Consider the following 16,492-nt stretch of genomic DNA (forward strand, 5'->3'; position numbering starts at 1 on the left):
CTCGGCCGGCCGCGCGAAAAGGGCTACCGGTCCGCGTTCGGCTCCGACGCCGCGTGCGCGTCGTCGCCGAGCAGGGCCGACACGTCGAGGTCGGCGACGAGCGCCGCGGCCGCCTCGTACGGGTCACGCTCCGGGCCGTGTTCCGTGGGCCGCTCGCGCCCCGTGTGCGAGAACAGGGCGTCGACGAACGCCTCCCGAACGCTCTCGGTCGCGAACACGTCGTGGAGGTACGTGCCGAGCACGTCGCCGACGGCCGCGCTCCCCGGCTCCAGCGGCGTCTCGACGGCTCCCCCGTCCACGGGCTCCGTCCGTCCCATGTGGATCTCGTACCCCGACACCGTCCCTGACACCCCCGCGAGCGGGCCGGCGCCGTCGACCGAGACGACTGTCTCCCGGACGCGCTTGTCCTCGCGAAAGCGCGTCTCGACCGGAAGCAGGCCCACCCCGGCGACCTCGTCGGCGTCGCCGGTTCCCTCCACGGCCGCGTTCGTGATCCGCTCGCCGAGCATCTGGTAGCCGCCGCAGACCCCGACGACCGGCCCGTCGAACGCCTGGAGTCGCTCGTCGAAGCCCGCATCCCGCAGCGCCAGCAGGTCGTCGACGGTGTTCTTCGTCCCCGGGAGCACCACCGCGTCGGCGTCCGCGAGGTCCGCGTCGAGGGGGACGTACGCGACCCGGACGCCGGGCGTGCGCGTGAGGGGGTCGAGATCGGAGAAGTTCGACACCCGCGGGAGCCGCGGCACCGCGACCGTCACCGCGGCCGCGTCGGCGACGCCGTCGTCGTCCCCGACGACCGTCCGGGTGTCCCCGTCCGGGAGGGCGACGCTGTCCTCCTCGGGGAGCCCGGGGTCGTCGTACGGGAGCACCGCCGCGACGGGCACGCCCGTCCGCGCCTCCAGCTCCTCGATCCCCGGGTCGAGGAGGGAGGCGTCGCCGCGGAACTTCGTGATCGCCGTCGCCGCGACGCGCTCGCGGAGGTCGTCGGGCATCAGTTCGAGCGTGCCGTAGAGGCTGGCGAACACGCCGCCGCGCTCGATGTCGCCAAGCAGGAGGATCGACGCGTCCCCGAACCGGGCGGTCTCGACGTTCGCGAGGTCGCGGTCGTGGAGGTTGATCTCCGCGATGGAGCCGGCGCCCTCGGCGACGACCACGTCGTGCTCGGCCGCGAGTCGATCGTACGCCTCGCGGGCGGCCGTCCGCGCCGTCCCCCAGTGCTCGTCGTAGTAGGTGCCGGCCTCGTAGTGGCCGACCGCCTCGCCGTCGATCACGAGCTGACTCTCGCCCCCGCCGCGGGGCTTGAGCAGGACGGGATTCGTGTCCGTCGTCGGGGTGATCCCCGCCGCACGCGCCTGCACGAACTGCGAGACGCCGATCTCCCCCCAGTCGCCGTCGGGCCTGAGCGCGGCGCGGGCGTTGTTGCTCATGTTCTGCGCCTTGAACGGCGCGACCGACACGCCGGCGTCGGCGAGGCGACGGCACAGCCCCGCCACGACGGTGCTCTTGCCGACGTGGCTCGCCGTGCCGGCGACGAGGAGGGTCGCGGCGGCGTCTACGTCGCTCCCGCGGTCTCCTTCGCGCATCAGTACTCGGTGCCCTTGCGGGCGCGGTGGCCCTCGTCGAAGGGGTGTTTCACCTTGCGGACGTTCGTGATCAGGTCCGAGGCCTCGGCGAGGTACTCGGGCTCCTCGTGACCCCCGGTGAGGACGAGTTCGAGGGCGTCGGGCTTCGACTCGATCAGATCGAGCAGGTCGTCCGGGTCGACCAGCCCGCGATTGGCGGCGTACACCACCTCGTCGAGGACGAGCATGTGCGCGCCGTCCTCGGGTGCGCCGTCGAGCCCCAACGGCTCCGTCAGGTCTTCGTCGGCCCACCCGTCGACCAGCTCGCGGGCGCGCTCGAACCCCGCCGCCGCGCGGGCGGCGTGGTCGTCCTCGTCGGTGCCGTCGGCCATCGCGTGCCAGCCGTAGTGGCCGGAGTTCTCGTAGCTGATCCCGGGGATCGCGGCGATAGCGTTGTACTCGCCGCGGACGTCCTCGACGCTGTCGGCGCCGCCCTTCATGAACTGGAGGAGGTGCACGCGGTAGCCGTGGCCGGCGGCCCGGAACGTCATCCCCAGCGCTGCCGTCGTCTTCCCCTTCCCGTCGCCCCACCACGTCTGCACCAGCCCGAACTCCTCGGGCGCGCTCGGTTCGATGTCGCGTGCGGCGGGGGTGACTCCCTTCCCGGGCGTCCGTGCGCGGGGGTCCTCGTCTCGTTCCTCGGCTCGGTCGGCGGCGCGGTCCTCGTCGTCGGGGGCGGCGTTCGTGTCTGGCATGGGTGTCTCCTACGGCGTGGATCGGCAAACAGTTCCGGATCGGCTCGGCGGGGGACAGTCCTCCGCCGGCTCACGGGCGCGTCACCTCCGTCTCACGGTCGGTGACGACGCCGTGTTCTGCGTCGGCGACGGAATCCGGGACGGTCGCGTCGCCGGCGGCGTACCGCGAGTTCAGGCTCGCCCGGACGGCGTCGCGGACGCACGCCCGGCTGGCGCCTCCGACCGTCGTCGCGCTCCCCGAGAACGCCGCGGGGTCGCCGTCGCGCGCGCTGCCGGCGACGACCGCGTCGGTCGTCGTCCCCGGGAACCCCGTCGTCGCGAGCAGGGTCGCGGCCTTCGCCTCCGCGGCGACCGCGACGAGGTTCGCGAGCGCGCCGTCGTCGAGCCGCCGGGTCGTCGCGACGAGGACGTTCACCGTCCCGCGCCCGGGACGCTCGGGTCCCTCACCGGCGACTGACTCGCCCGTCGGTTCCTCGCGTCCCTCGGCGTCCATCGGCAGCGCCGCGGGGTTCGACACCCCTGCGGTCGCGACCGCGACGACCGGACCCGAGCGCGCGACTCGCGCGTGGCGCATGTCGACGCCCGTAAGGAGCGCCGGGGCCGTGGGGTCGCCTCCCGGCCCAGCGAACCCGGCGTCAGCGAGCCTGTCCGCGACGTACGCGTCGAGGTCGGTCCGCTCCCACCCCTCGGGGACGGAGACGTTGTACGCCGCCGGGGCGTCCGCGAAGCCGCCGTCCCAGCCGGTCGAGAGCCAGCGCGTGTCGGGGCGGCGCAGCCGTAGAACGCCCCCGGCCACCGCGGTCTCAAAGCCCACGGAGCACCTCCAACAGGCGGTCGTTCTCGGTGGGCGTCCGGACCGCCACTCGGACGTGGCTTTCGAGGCCCCGGAACGTCGTCGCGTCGCGGACGGCGATCCCGGCCTCGGCGGCGCCGTCGACGACCGAACCCGCCGTGCGGTCGCCGACGTCGAGCAGGAGGTATGGCGCGTCCGAGGGGTGGACGCCGTATCTCGCGTCGGAAAGCGCCGCGCGCATGCGCTCGCGCTCGGCGGCGACGCGCTCGCGGGTGCGCTCGACGAACTCCCGTCGACGCATGCAGTGGGCGCCGGTCGCGAGCGCGGGCGCCCCGAGGTTCCAGGTGCGGCGGGCGTTCGCCAGCGCCTCCCTCCAGTCGCCGGTCGCGACGGCGAACCCCGCGCGGATCCCCGGCAGCCCGAACAGCTTCGTCAGCGAGCGGGCGACGATCGCGCCGTCCGCGCCCGCCAGCGACGGCCGGTCGGTGAACCCGAGGAACGCCTCGTCGACCAACAGCGGCGTCCCCGCCTTCCGGCACCGCGCGGCGAACGACCGCAGGTCGTCGTCCCCGTAGGCGTTCCCGGTCGGGTTGTTCGGGTTGCAGACGATCGCGAGGGCGTGCTCGGCGGGGTCGACCTCCAGTATCTCGTCGTGCGGAACGAACGAGGGCTCGCCGCCCTGCAGGCGCACCTCGCGGGCGTATTCCCCGAAGCTCGGGTACGGTACCGCGACCGAGTCGCCCGGGTCCACGGCGAGATCGATCGTCAGCCGGATCGCCGCCAGCCCGCCGGGCGTGGGGACCACCTCCTCCGGGTCGCAGCCGACGTACTCGGCGGCCGTGCGGCGGTACTCCGCGGGCGGCTCCTCCGGGTACGTCCGCGCCGACTCGAAGGCGTCGCGGTAGGCCGCCGCCGCGCCGTCGGGGACGTGGGGGTTGGTGTTCGCGCTGAAGTCGAGCACGTCGGGGTCGTCGCTGCTGCCGTGCGGGGTGCGAGGCGTGTCGCGTGCGGTGTCGAAGTTCATGGGTGGTCTCCGTGATCGGGAGATATCTCGGTTCCCTCGCGCTGTCGATGCAGCAGCGCCTCGGCGACGCGCAGGTCGCGCGGGCGGTTCGCGTTCACCGCGAGGCCCTCGCCGGCGACGACGAGCGCGCTCTCGTCGACAGGCTCTCCGTCCTCGTCGCCGACGACGTTCAGCCCGGTGGGCACGACCTCGCGGCCGTCGACCGTCGTCGTCCGCTCGTCGACGCTCGCGCCCACCTCGCGCTTGCGGTCGACTGGGACGTACACGGCGAGCGATGCGGCGGCGCCGTCGGCGGTGCCAACGCCGGCGCCGTCAGCGGCGACGGCGTCGCCAGTATCGCCGGTGGCGGCGTCGAGGGCGCGATCGACCACCTCGGCCGTCAGGAGCGGAAGATCGCTCGCGACGGTGAGCACGGGTCGGTCGATCCGCTCCAGCGCGTAGCCGAGGTCGGAAACGTAGCCGTTGCCGGGCGCCTCGATGACAGTCAGGTCATCGCGCCCGATGAGGTGCCTCGCGGTCGCGGGCGTGTGCGGCGAGACGACGGCGTGGACGCCCTCGACCCGGCTCCCGGCGAGCGCGTCGAGCACGCGGTCGACCATCGGGATGTCGCCCACCTCGACCAGCGGCTTCTCGCTCCCGTCGCCGACCGCCCCGAGCCGAGTGCCCCGGCCGCCGCACATCACGAGAGCGTCCACGCGATCACCCCCACGTGGAGCCCGACGACGCGGGCGATCTCGTTCGTCGCGCCGAGCACGTCGCCGCTGACGCCGCCGAGTCGGCTCCTCGCCCACCACAGCGCCGCGGCGGCGACGAGGGCGGCGGCGACGAGGACGGCGATCCCGGGCGCAAGCGCGGGCCACCCCACGAGCGCGACGGGCGCGGCGACGATGCCGACCCCGAGCAGCGAGCGCGGACCTGACTCGGCCGTCAGCGCCGACCCGAGGCCCTCGTGGGGCGCCTCTCCGACGCAGACGAGCGTCGCCGTCGCCGCCTTCGCGGCGACCTCCGTCCCGATCACGAGCGCGACGGCGGCGATCGGGGCGAACCGCGCGAGGTCGGCGACGAGCGCGGCCGCGGCCGCGAGTCCGAGGACGACCAGCGCGAGCGCGAGCGCGCCGCCGACGCCGAGGGAGCTGTCCTTCAGCACCTCGCGGCGGCGGTCGGCGTCGCCGTGGACGACCGCCGCGTCGCCCAGGTCCGCGACGCCGTCGAGGTGGGTGATGCCGGTGAGCGCGTACAGCCACGCGACGAACACCACCGCGACCGTCTCGGTCGGGACGGCGGCGCCGATCCCGCCGGGCGCCAGCGCGACCGCCGCGATGGGGAGCGCGAGCAGCGCGCCGATCGGGTAGCCGGCGGTCGGGATCGCCGCCGGCGTGCGCCGGAACGCGTCCCAGCGCGCGTCGCTGTGGGCGACGGGGACGCGGGAGAGAAAGCCGAGCGCGCCGGCGACGGCGGCGACGGGGCTCCGGGTCACGACCCCACCCCCGCAACCGCCGCGGCCGCTCCGGCGAGCAGGAACGCCAGCGCCCCCGCGACGGCGACCACGCGGACTCCTCGCCGCGCCTCGGCGAGCGAGGGGAGCGCGGCGCCGGGGTTCAGCGCGTACGCGCCGGACTTCTCCAGTCGGACGCCGAGGGCGGCGGCCGCGGTCGCCATCGGCCACCCGGAGTTGGGCGAGGCGGGGACGCGCGCCCACCGTCGGGCGTCGACGAGCGACCGTGGCGACCCGGCGGCGACGGCGAGCAACACGGCGGACACGCGGGCGGGAACCCACATAACCGCGTCGTCGAGGCGGGCGCTCGCGGTGCCGACCGGTTTGTCCGGGTAGCCGAGCATCGAGTCGAGCGTGTTCACTCCCTTCACCCAGGCGGCGGCCGCGACGCCGACGGCGACCGAGGCCTGCGCGCCAAGCGCGAACGCCAGCAGGGGTGCGACGAGTCCGTCCGCGAGGTTCTCGGCGGCGCTCTCGACGGCGGCGCTGCGGATCCAGGCGGCCGACAGCGACGACGTGTCCCGACCGACGAGCGCGATCGCCGACTCGCGGGCGGCGTCGGCGTCGCGCTCGGCCGCCTCGACCACCTCGCTCGCGACGGCGACGAGCATCCGCAGGCTCGTGAGCGAGAACAGCGCGAGCCCCGCGACGACCGCGGTGGCGACGGTGGCGACGGGGGCGACGAGCGCGACGGCGGTGCCGGTCCACGCGACGCTCGCGGCGACGACGCGTCCGGCGCCCGCGACGACGCCCCACGCGACCGCCGCGAACGCCAGCGGGAGGACGACCGCGGCGGCGACGCCGACGGATCGCGGGCGAGCCCACTCGCGGTCGACCGTGGTGACGACCCGCCCGAACAGCGCGATCGGGTGCACGCGACTTGGCGGCTCCGCGATCGCCGCGTCGAGCGCCGCCGCCAGCCCGACGGCCGCGAGGGCGGTCAGCCCCATCGCTCCGCGACGACCGACGGCAGTTCCGGGAGCGACACCTCCCCGATCAGGACGAACCGCGCGCCCGCGCCGACGGCCCCGCCGTCGGTCTCCGGGTCGTCGCCGACGTGGAGTAACCCACCGGCCGGAACGCCGAGGTCGGCGGCGACCGCCTCGAACGCCCGCGCGTCGGGCTTGCGCCACCCGCACTCGACGCTGGCGACCACGGCGTCGAGGTCCCCGGCGTCGACGGTCGACCGCTCCAGCGTCCGCGCGACGAGGCCGGGAACGCTGCAGTTCGACAGGACGCCGACGGGGTACTCCCCGGCCAGCGCCGCGACCGCCTCGGCGGCGCCGGGTCTGGTCTCGACCGGCCGATCGAACGACGCGCGGACGGCCGCCGCGGCGTCGTCGACGAACGCGCGCGGCTCGCGCTCCGGGTCGCGGCTCGCCAGCGCGGCCGAGACGTGGTCGTGCAGGGGGCGCTCGACGCCCTCCGCGTACTCCAGGTGTGGCTCGGCGTACGCGTCCGCCCAGTCGTTGGGGACGACGACGCCCCGTTCGCGGAGCTCGGCGGCGACGGCCGCGGCCGGATCGTCGGGCGCATCGACGTCGACGAGGGTGCCGAACAGGTCGAACGAGACGGCGGCGACGCCGCCGTCGTTCTCGACGGCGCCGCCCGACCCGCCGGCCCCCACCTCAGATCGCCTCCAGGAACGAGTCGAACGCGCCGCTCTCGGGGTGGACGTGCGCGTACGTGCCGAGCGTTCGGTGTTCGGTCAGCCCGTCCATCCCCTCCGCGATCCCGTCGCCGCGGACGACCTCGAACGCGAAGCGGGCGTCGTCGGCCACCTCTGCCGAGGAGTAGTGGAACTCGTGGCCCCGACGGGTCTCGCCCGCCCGGGCGGTGAGCGTGTCGCCGCGGGCGCGGAGCTCGACGTGATCGAGCGCCTGATACCGGTCGTGCATCCGCACGTCCGCCGGGAGGACGCCGGCCATCCCGTGGGTGTCGCCGTCGGCGGTCGTCAACGTCTCCGCGAGCGCCATGAGCCCGCCGCACTCCCCGAGCACGGGGAGGCCATCGGCCGCCCGGTCCGCGAGGTCGTCGAGGGCGTCGCCGTCGGCGAGGTCGGGCGCGTGGAGCTCGGGGTAGCCCCCGGGCAGGTAGACGGCGTCGCAGTCGGGCAGCGCGTCGCCGCGGGTCGGCGCGAAGGTCGCGACCTCGGCGCGCTCCCGGAGGCGTTCGAGCGTCGCCGGGTAGCGGAACGCGAAGGCGGCGTCGTCGGCGACGGCGACCCGCTTCTCGGTCGACGGTCGCGGGTCGCGCCCGGGCGGTCGAGGCGGCGAGCGCGCGAGGTCGGCCAGCGCCTCGGCGTCGAGGTGCTCGGCGGCCGCATCGAGCGCCTCGGTGGGAAGCGGCGACTCCTCGCCCATGTGGAGCCCGAGGTGGCGGTCGGGGATCTCCAGGTCCGGGTTCGGGGGGATCCGTCCGAGATAGGCCATCCCCTCGGGCAGCGCGTCGCGGATCCCCTGCTCGTGGCGGCCGCCGTGGGCGCGCTGGGCGATCACGCCCGCGACCTCGATGTCCCGACCGGCATGGGCGGCGTACTCGCGGAAGCCCAGCGCCGTCGCGGCGACGCTCTCCATCCCCGCCTTCGCGTCGACGACGAGCACGACCGGGAGGTCGAGCGCCTCGGCGACCCGGGCCGTGCTGGAGCCGTCGCCGTCGTACAGACCCATCACGCCCTCGACGATACACAGGTCGCCCTCGCCGCGATGGTAGTTCCGTCGGAGCCCCTCCTCGCCCTGCAGCCAGACGTCGAGCGTCCGCGAGGGGACGCCGGCCACGCGCTCGTGGTGGCTCGGGTCGATGAAGTCCGGGCCGGCCTTCGCCGGCTGGACCGCGTGGCCGGCGGCGTCGAGCGCCCGGATCGTCGCCAGCGTCGCGACGGTCTTGCCCACGCCGGAGGCGGTGCCGCCGAGGACGAACCCCCTCACGGCTCCCCCTCCGGCGCCGTCCCCGCCCCCCCGGGCGGCTCCTCCGGCGTCCCCTCCGACGACTCGGTCCCCGCGAGCAGGCGGTCGTACACGTCGACGATCCGCTCGCGGAGGTCGGCCATCGACGCGGCCGACTCCCCGACGAGGCGGAGCGCCCCGCCCATGCCGACGCCCTCCTTCGCCTCGCCGGCGACGTACGCCGCCATCGCGGGATGGTCGACCCCGTCGAAGCCGGGGTCCGTGACGGTCAGGTCGACGCCAAGCGAGTCGGTCAGGCCGGCGATTCCGGCGGAGTCGTCCTCGGCGACGAACGACGTGGTCGCGAGCGTCAGCGGCGCGTCCACGCCGGCGTGGCGGACCAGCGCCGCGGCGGCCGCGAGCTGCGTTCCGCCGGCGAGCGTCACCGCCGTGCCCGACTCCACGGCGCCCGTCGTCACCCCCGCGACCGCCGCGAGCACGGGGTCGCCGACGGCCGCGACCGCCCGGAGCGGGTCGCCGGCGGCGTCGCCGGCGGCGAACCCGCTGGCGTCCAGCCCCTCGGCGACGACCCGCCGCTTCAGGTCGAGGGGGTTCTCCGGCAGCGACGACGACACCGCCGGCTCCTCGTCCAGCGCGGTCAACACCCCGAGCGCGGTGGTCGTGCCGCCGGGGATCGTCTCCCCGATCACGATCCGGTCGTCCGGGAGCGCTCCCCCGAGTTCGCGCGCCCGCTCGTACGTCTCCCCGGCGCCGGGAACCGCCGTCGGCTCCCGCACGTCCGCGCCGGGACCGTCGCCCACGTCGACAGTCGGCGCTCCCGTCCGGCCGGCGATGCCGGCGTCGACCGCGAGCACGTCGAAGCCGAGCAGTTCCCGCGCGGCGCGGGTCATCACGGCGGGCGTCGGACAGCCCGTCGGGCTCACGGGGACGACCGGCGCGAGCGTCGGCTCGCCGTGGGCCACGATGTCCAGGTCCGCCCCGGGCGTGTGTCGCATCAGCTCCGGGTCGGCGCCGGCCGCGCTGATCCCCGGCTCCGCCGCGGTCTCGGTCGTCCCGGCGACGAGGACGAGCCTCACGTCCGGGCCTCCGGCGGTCCGGGGGAGCCCGTCCCGCGTTCGATCGCCGATGACTGGTGCATGTCAGTAGGAGACGCGGCGCCCAGTATAACAATTGTGAGTGCGTTAGAACAACTCCGATTGACCCCCGTCGCGACGGGTCGCGAGCCGCCCTGTCGCGGCTCGCTCACGACCCGTCCTCGCCCCGATCGCCGTCCCGCAGCGCCGTCACCATCGGCGAGCCGACGGCGGGGTCGTCGTTGACGGCCGTTCGGACGCCGAACGCGTCCGCGAGCGCGTCGTCGGAGAGCACCTCCCGCGGGGTGCCGGTCGCTCGCACCCGACCGCCCGCGAGCAACACGAGCCGGTCGCACACCCGCGCCGCGAGGTTCAGGTCGTGGATCGCCGCGAGGGCGGCCTTGCCGTCGTCGACGCTCTCCCGGACGAGTTCGAGCGTCCGGATCTGGTGGTTGATGTCGAGGCTGGCGGTCGGTTCGTCGAGCAGGAGCCCGGGCGTCTCGGCGGCCAGCGCCCGGGCGAACAGCACCCGCTGGCGCTCGCCGCCCGACAGCGTCGTCACCGACCGATCGGCGAACTCCGTCACCTCGGCGCGCTCCATCGCCCGCTCGACGGCCTCGCGGTCGGCCTCGGTCGTCGTCCCGAACCGGGAGACGTAGGCGGTCCGCCCCATCTCGACGACCGACTCGACGGGGAACTCGAACGCCGTGTTCGTCTCCTGCGGGACGGTGGCGACGCGGCGGGCGACCTCACGTTGCGACAGCTCCCGGCGGTCGCGGCCGTCGAGCTCGACGGTCCCCCCGTCGATCCCGAGCGTGCCGTTCACGGCGGCGATGAGCGTGGTCTTGCCGGCGCCGTTGGGGCCGACGAGGCCCACGAGTTCCCCGCGGTCGACCGACAGCGAGACGCCGTCGAGGACGCGCTCGCCGCCGCGGGAGACGACGAGGTCGCGGACGGCGATCATCGGGGGGTCGCCGTCGCGGTCGCTGGCGCCGTCGCGGCCGCGGTCGCCGTCGTCTGGGGCGGAGCCGCCGTCGCTCCGATCGATCACAGGTCGTACACCTCCCGCGTCCGCAGCAGGTACAGGAAGAAGGGCGCGCCGGCGGCGGCGGTGACGATGCCGACGGGAAGCTCCGCGACGCCCGAGCGCGCGAACGTGTCGGCGGCGACGAGGAAGCTCCCGCCCGCGAGCGCGCTGGTGGGCAGGAGCACGCGGTGGTCCGGGCCGACGAGCAGGCGGACGCCGTGGGGAACGATGAGGCCGACGAAGCCGATGACGCCCGAGACGGCGACGGCCGCGCCGGTCAACACCGACGAGACGGCCAGCAGGACGCGCTTGCTCCGCTCGGCGTCGACGCCGAGCGCGACGGCGTCCGTCTCCCCGAGCAGGAGCACGTTCAGGTCGCGGGCGTACGCGAACAACACGAGCGTCAGCGCGGGGACGACCACGGCGACGGCGGCCACCTCCGACCAGCTCGCGCCGCTGAGGTGGCCCATCAGCCAGTACGTCACCCGGCGGATCGACTCCCCCGAGTGGAGCAGGAGGTACGACACCACCGCCCCCAGAAACGTCTGCACGGCAACGCCCGCCAGCAGCAGCGTCGCCACGGGCGTGCGGCCGTCGCGGCTGGCGATCAGGTACACGCCGAAGCCCGCGACGAGCGCGCCACAGAAGGCGGCGATCTGGAGCCCGGCGCCGCCGGCCAGGAGCGGCCGGAGCGGCCCGAGCAGCGCCAGCACTCCCGCGGGCGCGACGATCCACGAGACGGCGCCGACCGCCGCGCCCGAGGAGACGCCGATGATCCCCGGGTCAGCCATCGGGTTGCGGAAGAAGCCCTGCATCACCGTGCCGGCGGACGCGAGGCCGACCCCGACGAACGCCGCCAGCAGGATCCGGGGGAGCCGAACCCGCATGACGATCGCCTCCTGTGTGCTCGACACCGGGAACGCGAACGGGTGCGCGAACTCGACGCGGAGGGGGAGGCCGGCGGTCAACGGCCCGCCGTCGACGGCGGTGGCGGTCCACTCGACGCCCACCGGGACCGCGACGGCGTTGGCGACGACGGCCACCACGGTCCCGGCGGGGATCGACACCGGTCCGATGCCGGCGCTCACCGTTACGACCCCGAGGAGGAGCGCGAACAGGGCGGCGGAGTAGCCGGCGGTGCGGCGCCAGACGCGTGTCACGAACGCAACCGCGCTTTTGGTAGGTAAGTATTTATTGTCCTGTCGGCTTCCTCGCGGTGTGAACGGACGACGGACACGGACACTTGTGATAGCACTGCTCGTCGTGCTCGCGGGCGCCGTCCCGGCGGTCGGCGCCGCCGCGGCGACCGCGGGCCCGGCACACGCGGGAGCGACGGGAGCCGACGCGGCCGCCACCGCTGGCGACGACGCCGTCGCGGCCTCGCGGACCACGCAGGCGGACTGCGGGTTCCCCTACTCAGCCACGGACGCGACGGGGACCGACGTGACGATCGAGGAGCGTCCCGAGCGGATCACGACGCTGAATCCCAGCGCGGCCCAGACGATGTGGGAGATCGGCGGCGAGGACCAGGTGGTCGGCGTGAGCCAGTTCGCGCTGTACCTCGAGGGCGCCGACTCGCGCACGAACGTCTCCGCGTCGGGCTTCGGCGTGAGCGTGGAGAAGGTCGTGGGCACGAACCCCGACCTCGTGCTCGCGCCGAACGCCAGTTCCCGCGAGACCGTCCAGGCGCTTCGCGACGCCGGGGTGACGGTGTTCCACTTCTCCGGAGCGACGACGATCGAGGACGTCCGCGAGAAGACGACGCTCATCGGTCGGCTCACCGGCAACTGTGAGGGCGCCGCCGAGGCGAACGCGTGGATGGACGCGAACGTCGAGACCGCCCGCGAGGCGACCGCGGACGCCGAGGACAGGCGGGTGCTGTACCCGCTCGGCGGCGGCTACATCGCCGGCAGCGAGACGTTCATCTCGGCGATGATCGACACCGCCGGCGGCGCGAACGTCGCCGCCGAGCGCGACCTGACCGGCTACCCGCAGATCAACGACGAGGTCGTCCTCGAACTGGCGCCCGACTACCTCGTCGTCACCGGCTACTCGTCGTACCTCCTCGGGGAGGAGCCGTACGCGAGCACGCCGGCGGTGCAGAACAACAACACGGTTCGGGTGAACCGCAACTGGATGAACCAGCCCGCCCCCCGCTCGGTCGTCATGGGCGTGCGGACGCTGACCGAGGGCTTCCACCCCGAGGCGGCCGCCGAGGCCGACTTCCAGACGCGCGAGGAGGCGGTCGCCGCGATGGGGACCGAGACGCCGACCGCGACCGAGAGCCAGCCGATCACCGACACGGCGACCGAGACGACGCCGGAGACGCGGACGACCAGCGCCGGGGCGACCGCCGCCTCCGGGCCGGGATTCGGCGTCGCGCTCGCGGTGCTGGCGGTGCTGGGATCGGCGCTGTTGGCGCGTCGCGAGCGGTAACTCTCCACGAGTTTTATCTTCCCCTGCCGGGACCGCTCTCCCATGAGCGCGAGCCCCGCTGAACGCCTCCGAGAGAACGCCACCGGCATCGTGAGCACGGCCGTCACCGGGATCTGGCTCGCGGCCCTGTTCACCGGGCAGAGCTGGTGGCTCGCGGCGCTGCTGTTCGGCTACATCGTCGTCGTCCCGATAACCGCGATGCTGTTCGGCGACGAGGACGACATCGAGGAGTGGTGGGACGAGGAGGCGAAGGGCGTCGAGGGACTCGACGACGCCGACCGGGGGACCGATGCCCGCCCCGAGGACCCGCCGGCCGACCCCGACACGCGCGACGCCCTCGAGACCCTCCGCGACCGCTACGCCCGCGGCGAGCTCACCGACGAGCAGTTCGAGCGCAAGCTCGACCGGCTGCTGGAGACGGAGTCGCTGGAGGACGTGGAGGACCGGTCCGAGCGCGCCGACCGGGAACGGCCGGAGACCGAGCGGGAGTAGCGCGCCGGTCGCGGCCGCGGCCGTGGTTCCCGGCCGGGGGTCTCGGCCGCCGATAGCACCCTTTTTCCGCGCGGACGCCGGCCCTCCGGTATGGTCGAGAACGTCCTCTACCCCGCGTACTTCGACGCCGCCGTCTCCCGCGCCGAGGGGCGCCGCGTCCCCGAGGACCTCGCGGTGGCGGAGCCGACGGTCGACGAGATCGCGCAGGCCGTCCAGCAGGTCGGCTACGACGCGAGGATCGAACGGGACACGACGTACAGCCGGGAGTACGAGCCCCGCGGACGCGTCGTCGTCACGGGAACCGACGAGACGGCTAAGAACGACCTCGTGCAGGCGGTGGGCGCCTACCTCGGCGTCATCCGCGGGGACTGACGCGTCGCCGTGGTGGCCAGATGAAGCGCGTCGGCGAGGTCGTTCGAACCGCACAGGGGCTCGCGGTCGTGCGCGTCCCCGAGGACGCCGAGCCCGCGCACGTCGGCAGCGAGGTCGTCGACGAGTCGCTCTCGACGGTCGGGCGCGTCGTCGACGTGTTCGGCCCGGTCGAGCGCCCCTACGTCGCTGTGTCGCCGACCGACCGCTCGCGGTTGACGGGGCTCCTCGGCACGAAGCTGTACGCGCGGTAGGCGGCGCCGGTCGAGGACCGCCTCTCCCCGTCACCGCCCCGCCGTCGTCCCGTCAGGCTTTACCTGCGGCGTCGCGAACCTCGCTTCAACGATGGCACGAGCAGCCGAACGGGCCGAGTTGGTGCCCGTCATCGGGCTGGAGGTCCACGTCCAGCTCGAGACGGACACCAAGATCTTCTGCGGGTGTTCCACCGACCCCGTCGAGGAGGAGGAGCCCAACACGCGCGTCTGTCCCACCTGTCTCGGGCTCCCCGGAGCCCTCCCCGTGCTCAACGAGGCGGCCGTCGAGGCCGCCGTCAAGGTGGGGAAGGCGCTCGACGCCGACATCCCCGAGGAGACCCGGTTTCACCGGAAGAACTACTACTACCCCGACCTCCCGAAGAACTTCCAGATCACCCAGTACGACGCGCCGCTGTGTGCCGACGGGGAGCTGGAGTTCTCCCACGAGGGCGAGCGCCGCACCGTCAGCGTCCGCCGCGCCCACCTCGAGGAGGACCCCGGGAGCCTGCGCCACGTCCGCGAGGGGCCGGCCGATCTCGACGTGCGCACCACCTCCGTCGACCGCGCGGACTACTCGCTGGTCGACTACAACCGCGCGGGCACGCCGCTGATGGAGGTCGTCACCGAGCCCGACTTCCGCGACCCGAAGGAGGTGCGAGCCTTCCTGGAGAAGCTCGAGGAGGTGCTGGAGTACCTCGGCGTGTTCGACGCCGGCCGCGACGGCAGCCTCCGCATCGACGCGAACCTCTCGATGATCGAGGCGAGCGAGGTCGGCGACGACGGCGACATCGACGACGGCGTCCTCGAGTCCGCGAACCGGACGGAGGTCAAGAACATCTCCAGCCACAAGGGCGCCGAACAGGCGCTCAGCTACGAGCGGAACCGGCAGGAGAACCTCATCAAGCGCGACAAGGCCGTCGAACAGGAGACGCGCCACTTCAACGAGACGCACGGCAACACCGTCTCGATGCGCTCGAAGGAGGAGGAGAAGGACTACCGCTACTTCGGGGAGGCCGACCTGCCCGCGCTGCAGGTGTCCGACTGGAAGGAGCGCATCGCCATCCCGGAGCTGCCGGACGCGCGCCGCGAGCGCTTCCGCGGGGAGTACGGCCTCGACGCGGAGGCGGCCTCGAAGCTCACCTCCCGCAAGGCCGTCGCCGACTTCTACGAGGACGTCGCCGAACAGTTCGACCCGGACCTCGCCGCCGCGTGGGTCGCAGACACCCTGCTCGGGGAGCTGAACTACCGCGACATGGCGATCGAGGACGTGACCGACCGGCTCGACGAGTTCACCCGGCTGATCGAGCTCGTCGACGCCGAGGAGGTCACCACGAAGAACGCCGAGGAGGTCGTCCTCCGCACGATGCTCGACGAGGGACTGGGTCCCGACGAGGTCATCGAGCGCGAGGGACTGGGAACCGCCGACGACGACGAGGTCGCGACGGCGGTCGCGGAGGCGATCGAGGAGAACCCCGACGCGGTCGACGACTACCACGCCGGCGAGGGCGGCGCGATCAACTTCCTCGTCGGGCAGGTGATGCAGAAGACGGGGGGCTCGGCCGACCCCGGCGACGTGAACGGGATGTTGCGCGAGCGGCTGGACGAGTAGCCGTCGCCGCCGCCGACGCGACGGCGCGCGTTCCTGCGGTCCTCCCATCCGACCCCACACTCAAGCCGCCGGCCCGCGACGGTCGTCCCATGTCCGAACGCACGGTGTTCTCGATGGACGAACGGATGGACAGAGCGACCGCCGCGGCGCTCCTGCGGGGGATCGCCGCCGACCTCGCCGCCGGCGACGACCTCCGCCTCGGCGAGGGGGACGACGCCACGAGCGTCCCGCTCCCCGACGCGATGGACGTCGAGGTCGACCTGGAGACGGACGGGGAGGACGACGAGACGGAGCTGGAGGTCGAGTTCGAGTGGTCTGGAAGCGACGTGACCGACGGCGAGACGACCGCCACGAGCGAGCGCGACGAGGGGGCCGTGGCCGGCGAGAGCGACGAGGCCGACCCCGTGGACGCATCCGGGTCGACCGACGACGGGGAGGCGCCCGGGATCGCGGCGACGGACCCGGAGGACCTCCCGGCGGAGGCCGTCCCGGCGCCCGACGCCGCGCCCCCCGTCTCGCTCGCGCGCTTCGAACTGTACCGCGACCGGGCCGACGAGTGGCGCTGGCGGCTCGTCCACCGCAACGGCAACATCGTCGCCACGAGCGGCGAGGGCTACAGCTCCGACCGCGCCGCCCGGCGGGGGATGCAGAGCGTGGTGCGCAACGCGCCCGACGCGGCGGTCCTCCGCGAGGAGTAGCC

The 16,492-nt window shown here is 74.2% G+C and carries 18 protein-coding genes; 6 read left to right on the top strand and 12 right to left on the bottom strand.

Annotation, left to right across the window (positions count from 1 at the left end):
• Positions 1-23 precede the first annotated feature (23 nt).
• The 12 genes from GRX01_RS11095 to btuC form a co-directional block, all read right to left on the bottom strand.
• Positions 24-1,580, bottom strand: coding sequence for a cobyric acid synthase (locus GRX01_RS11095; protein WP_159667090.1), 1,557 nt, complete (start codon positions 1,578-1,580; stop codon positions 24-26).
• Positions 1,580-2,314 carry a cob(I)yrinic acid a,c-diamide adenosyltransferase gene (locus GRX01_RS11100; protein ID WP_159667093.1) on the bottom strand — a complete coding sequence of 245 codons (735 nt, stop codon included), beginning with the start codon at positions 2,312-2,314 and terminating at the stop codon, positions 1,580-1,582. The genes GRX01_RS11095 and GRX01_RS11100 overlap by 1 nt, the downstream gene beginning before the upstream one ends.
• Positions 2,315-2,384: 70 nt before the next feature.
• A complete protein-coding gene (locus tag GRX01_RS11105) occupies positions 2,385-3,128 on the bottom strand; it encodes an adenosylcobinamide amidohydrolase (RefSeq protein ID WP_321168037.1) in 744 nt (247 codons plus the stop codon).
• Positions 3,118-4,131, bottom strand: coding sequence for a threonine-phosphate decarboxylase (locus GRX01_RS11110; RefSeq protein ID WP_159667096.1), 1,014 nt, complete (start codon positions 4,129-4,131; stop codon positions 3,118-3,120). Before GRX01_RS11110 ends, GRX01_RS11105 begins: the two co-directional genes overlap by 11 nt.
• Entirely contained in the window at positions 4,128-4,826 is a 699-nt protein-coding gene (locus GRX01_RS11115; protein WP_321168038.1) for an NTP transferase domain-containing protein, read from the bottom strand. Before GRX01_RS11115 ends, GRX01_RS11110 begins: the two co-directional genes overlap by 4 nt.
• On the bottom strand, positions 4,811-5,608 hold the full coding sequence (gene cobS / locus GRX01_RS11120; protein WP_321168039.1) for an adenosylcobinamide-GDP ribazoletransferase: 798 nt from the start codon (positions 5,606-5,608) through the stop codon (positions 4,811-4,813). The genes GRX01_RS11115 and cobS overlap by 16 nt, the downstream gene beginning before the upstream one ends.
• The gene (locus GRX01_RS18855) at positions 5,605-6,576 is read right to left on the bottom strand and encodes a CobD/CbiB family cobalamin biosynthesis protein (RefSeq protein ID WP_201289577.1); all 972 of its coding nucleotides are present in this window, start codon (positions 6,574-6,576) and stop codon (positions 5,605-5,607) included. The genes cobS and GRX01_RS18855 overlap by 4 nt, the downstream gene beginning before the upstream one ends.
• Positions 6,567-7,253, bottom strand: a complete 687-nt coding sequence (locus tag GRX01_RS11125; protein WP_321168040.1) for an HAD family hydrolase — start codon at positions 7,251-7,253, stop codon at positions 6,567-6,569. Before GRX01_RS11125 ends, GRX01_RS18855 begins: the two co-directional genes overlap by 10 nt.
• Position 7,254: 1 nt before the next feature.
• A complete protein-coding gene (locus tag GRX01_RS19190) occupies positions 7,255-8,553 on the bottom strand; it encodes a cobyrinic acid a,c-diamide synthase (protein ID WP_321168041.1) in 1,299 nt (432 codons plus the stop codon).
• Positions 8,550-9,608: a nicotinate mononucleotide-dependent phosphoribosyltransferase CobT gene (cobT, locus tag GRX01_RS19195; protein WP_321168042.1), complete on the bottom strand. Its 1,059-nt coding sequence runs from the start codon at positions 9,606-9,608 to the stop codon at positions 8,550-8,552. Before cobT ends, GRX01_RS19190 begins: the two co-directional genes overlap by 4 nt.
• 166 nt (positions 9,609-9,774) lie before the next feature.
• On the bottom strand, positions 9,775-10,656 hold the full coding sequence (locus GRX01_RS11135) for a heme ABC transporter ATP-binding protein (protein ID WP_321168043.1): 882 nt from the start codon (positions 10,654-10,656) through the stop codon (positions 9,775-9,777).
• Complete coding sequence (gene btuC / locus GRX01_RS11140) at positions 10,653-11,792, bottom strand: vitamin B12 ABC transporter permease BtuC (RefSeq protein ID WP_321168044.1); 1,140 nt, start codon at positions 11,790-11,792, stop codon at positions 10,653-10,655. Before btuC ends, GRX01_RS11135 begins: the two co-directional genes overlap by 4 nt.
• Before the next feature lie 58 nt (positions 11,793-11,850).
• Here btuC and GRX01_RS11145 point away from each other — a divergent pair, with 58 nt between their 5' ends.
• The 6 genes from GRX01_RS11145 (at position 11,851) to GRX01_RS11170 (ending at position 16,490) form a co-directional block, all read left to right on the top strand.
• Complete coding sequence (locus tag GRX01_RS11145; RefSeq protein WP_321168045.1) at positions 11,851-13,068, top strand: PGF-CTERM-anchored ABC transporter substrate-binding protein; 1,218 nt, start codon at positions 11,851-11,853, stop codon at positions 13,066-13,068.
• Positions 13,069-13,110: 42 nt separating this feature from the next.
• Positions 13,111-13,560 carry an SHOCT domain-containing protein gene (locus tag GRX01_RS11150; RefSeq protein ID WP_159667099.1) on the top strand — a complete coding sequence of 150 codons (450 nt, stop codon included), beginning with the start codon at positions 13,111-13,113 and terminating at the stop codon, positions 13,558-13,560.
• Positions 13,561-13,650: 90 nt separating this feature from the next.
• Complete coding sequence (gene srp19, locus GRX01_RS11155) at positions 13,651-13,932, top strand: signal recognition particle subunit SRP19 (protein ID WP_159667102.1); 282 nt, start codon at positions 13,651-13,653, stop codon at positions 13,930-13,932.
• Between the two features lie 20 nt (positions 13,933-13,952).
• Complete coding sequence (locus GRX01_RS11160; RefSeq protein WP_159667105.1) at positions 13,953-14,183, top strand: H/ACA ribonucleoprotein complex subunit GAR1; 231 nt, start codon at positions 13,953-13,955, stop codon at positions 14,181-14,183.
• Positions 14,184-14,274: 91 nt separating this feature from the next.
• Entirely contained in the window at positions 14,275-15,792 is a 1,518-nt protein-coding gene (gatB, locus tag GRX01_RS11165) for an Asp-tRNA(Asn)/Glu-tRNA(Gln) amidotransferase subunit GatB (RefSeq protein ID WP_159667108.1), read from the top strand.
• An 89-nt stretch (positions 15,793-15,881) separates the two neighbouring features.
• Positions 15,882-16,490: an HVO_2922 family protein gene (locus GRX01_RS11170; protein WP_233740990.1), complete on the top strand. Its 609-nt coding sequence runs from the start codon at positions 15,882-15,884 to the stop codon at positions 16,488-16,490.
• The last annotated feature ends 2 nt before the right edge of the window (positions 16,491-16,492 follow it).

It is taken from the genome of Halobaculum saliterrae (genome assembly GCF_009831625.1).
Lineage (GTDB): Archaea > Halobacteriota > Halobacteria > Halobacteriales > Haloferacaceae > Halobaculum > Halobaculum saliterrae.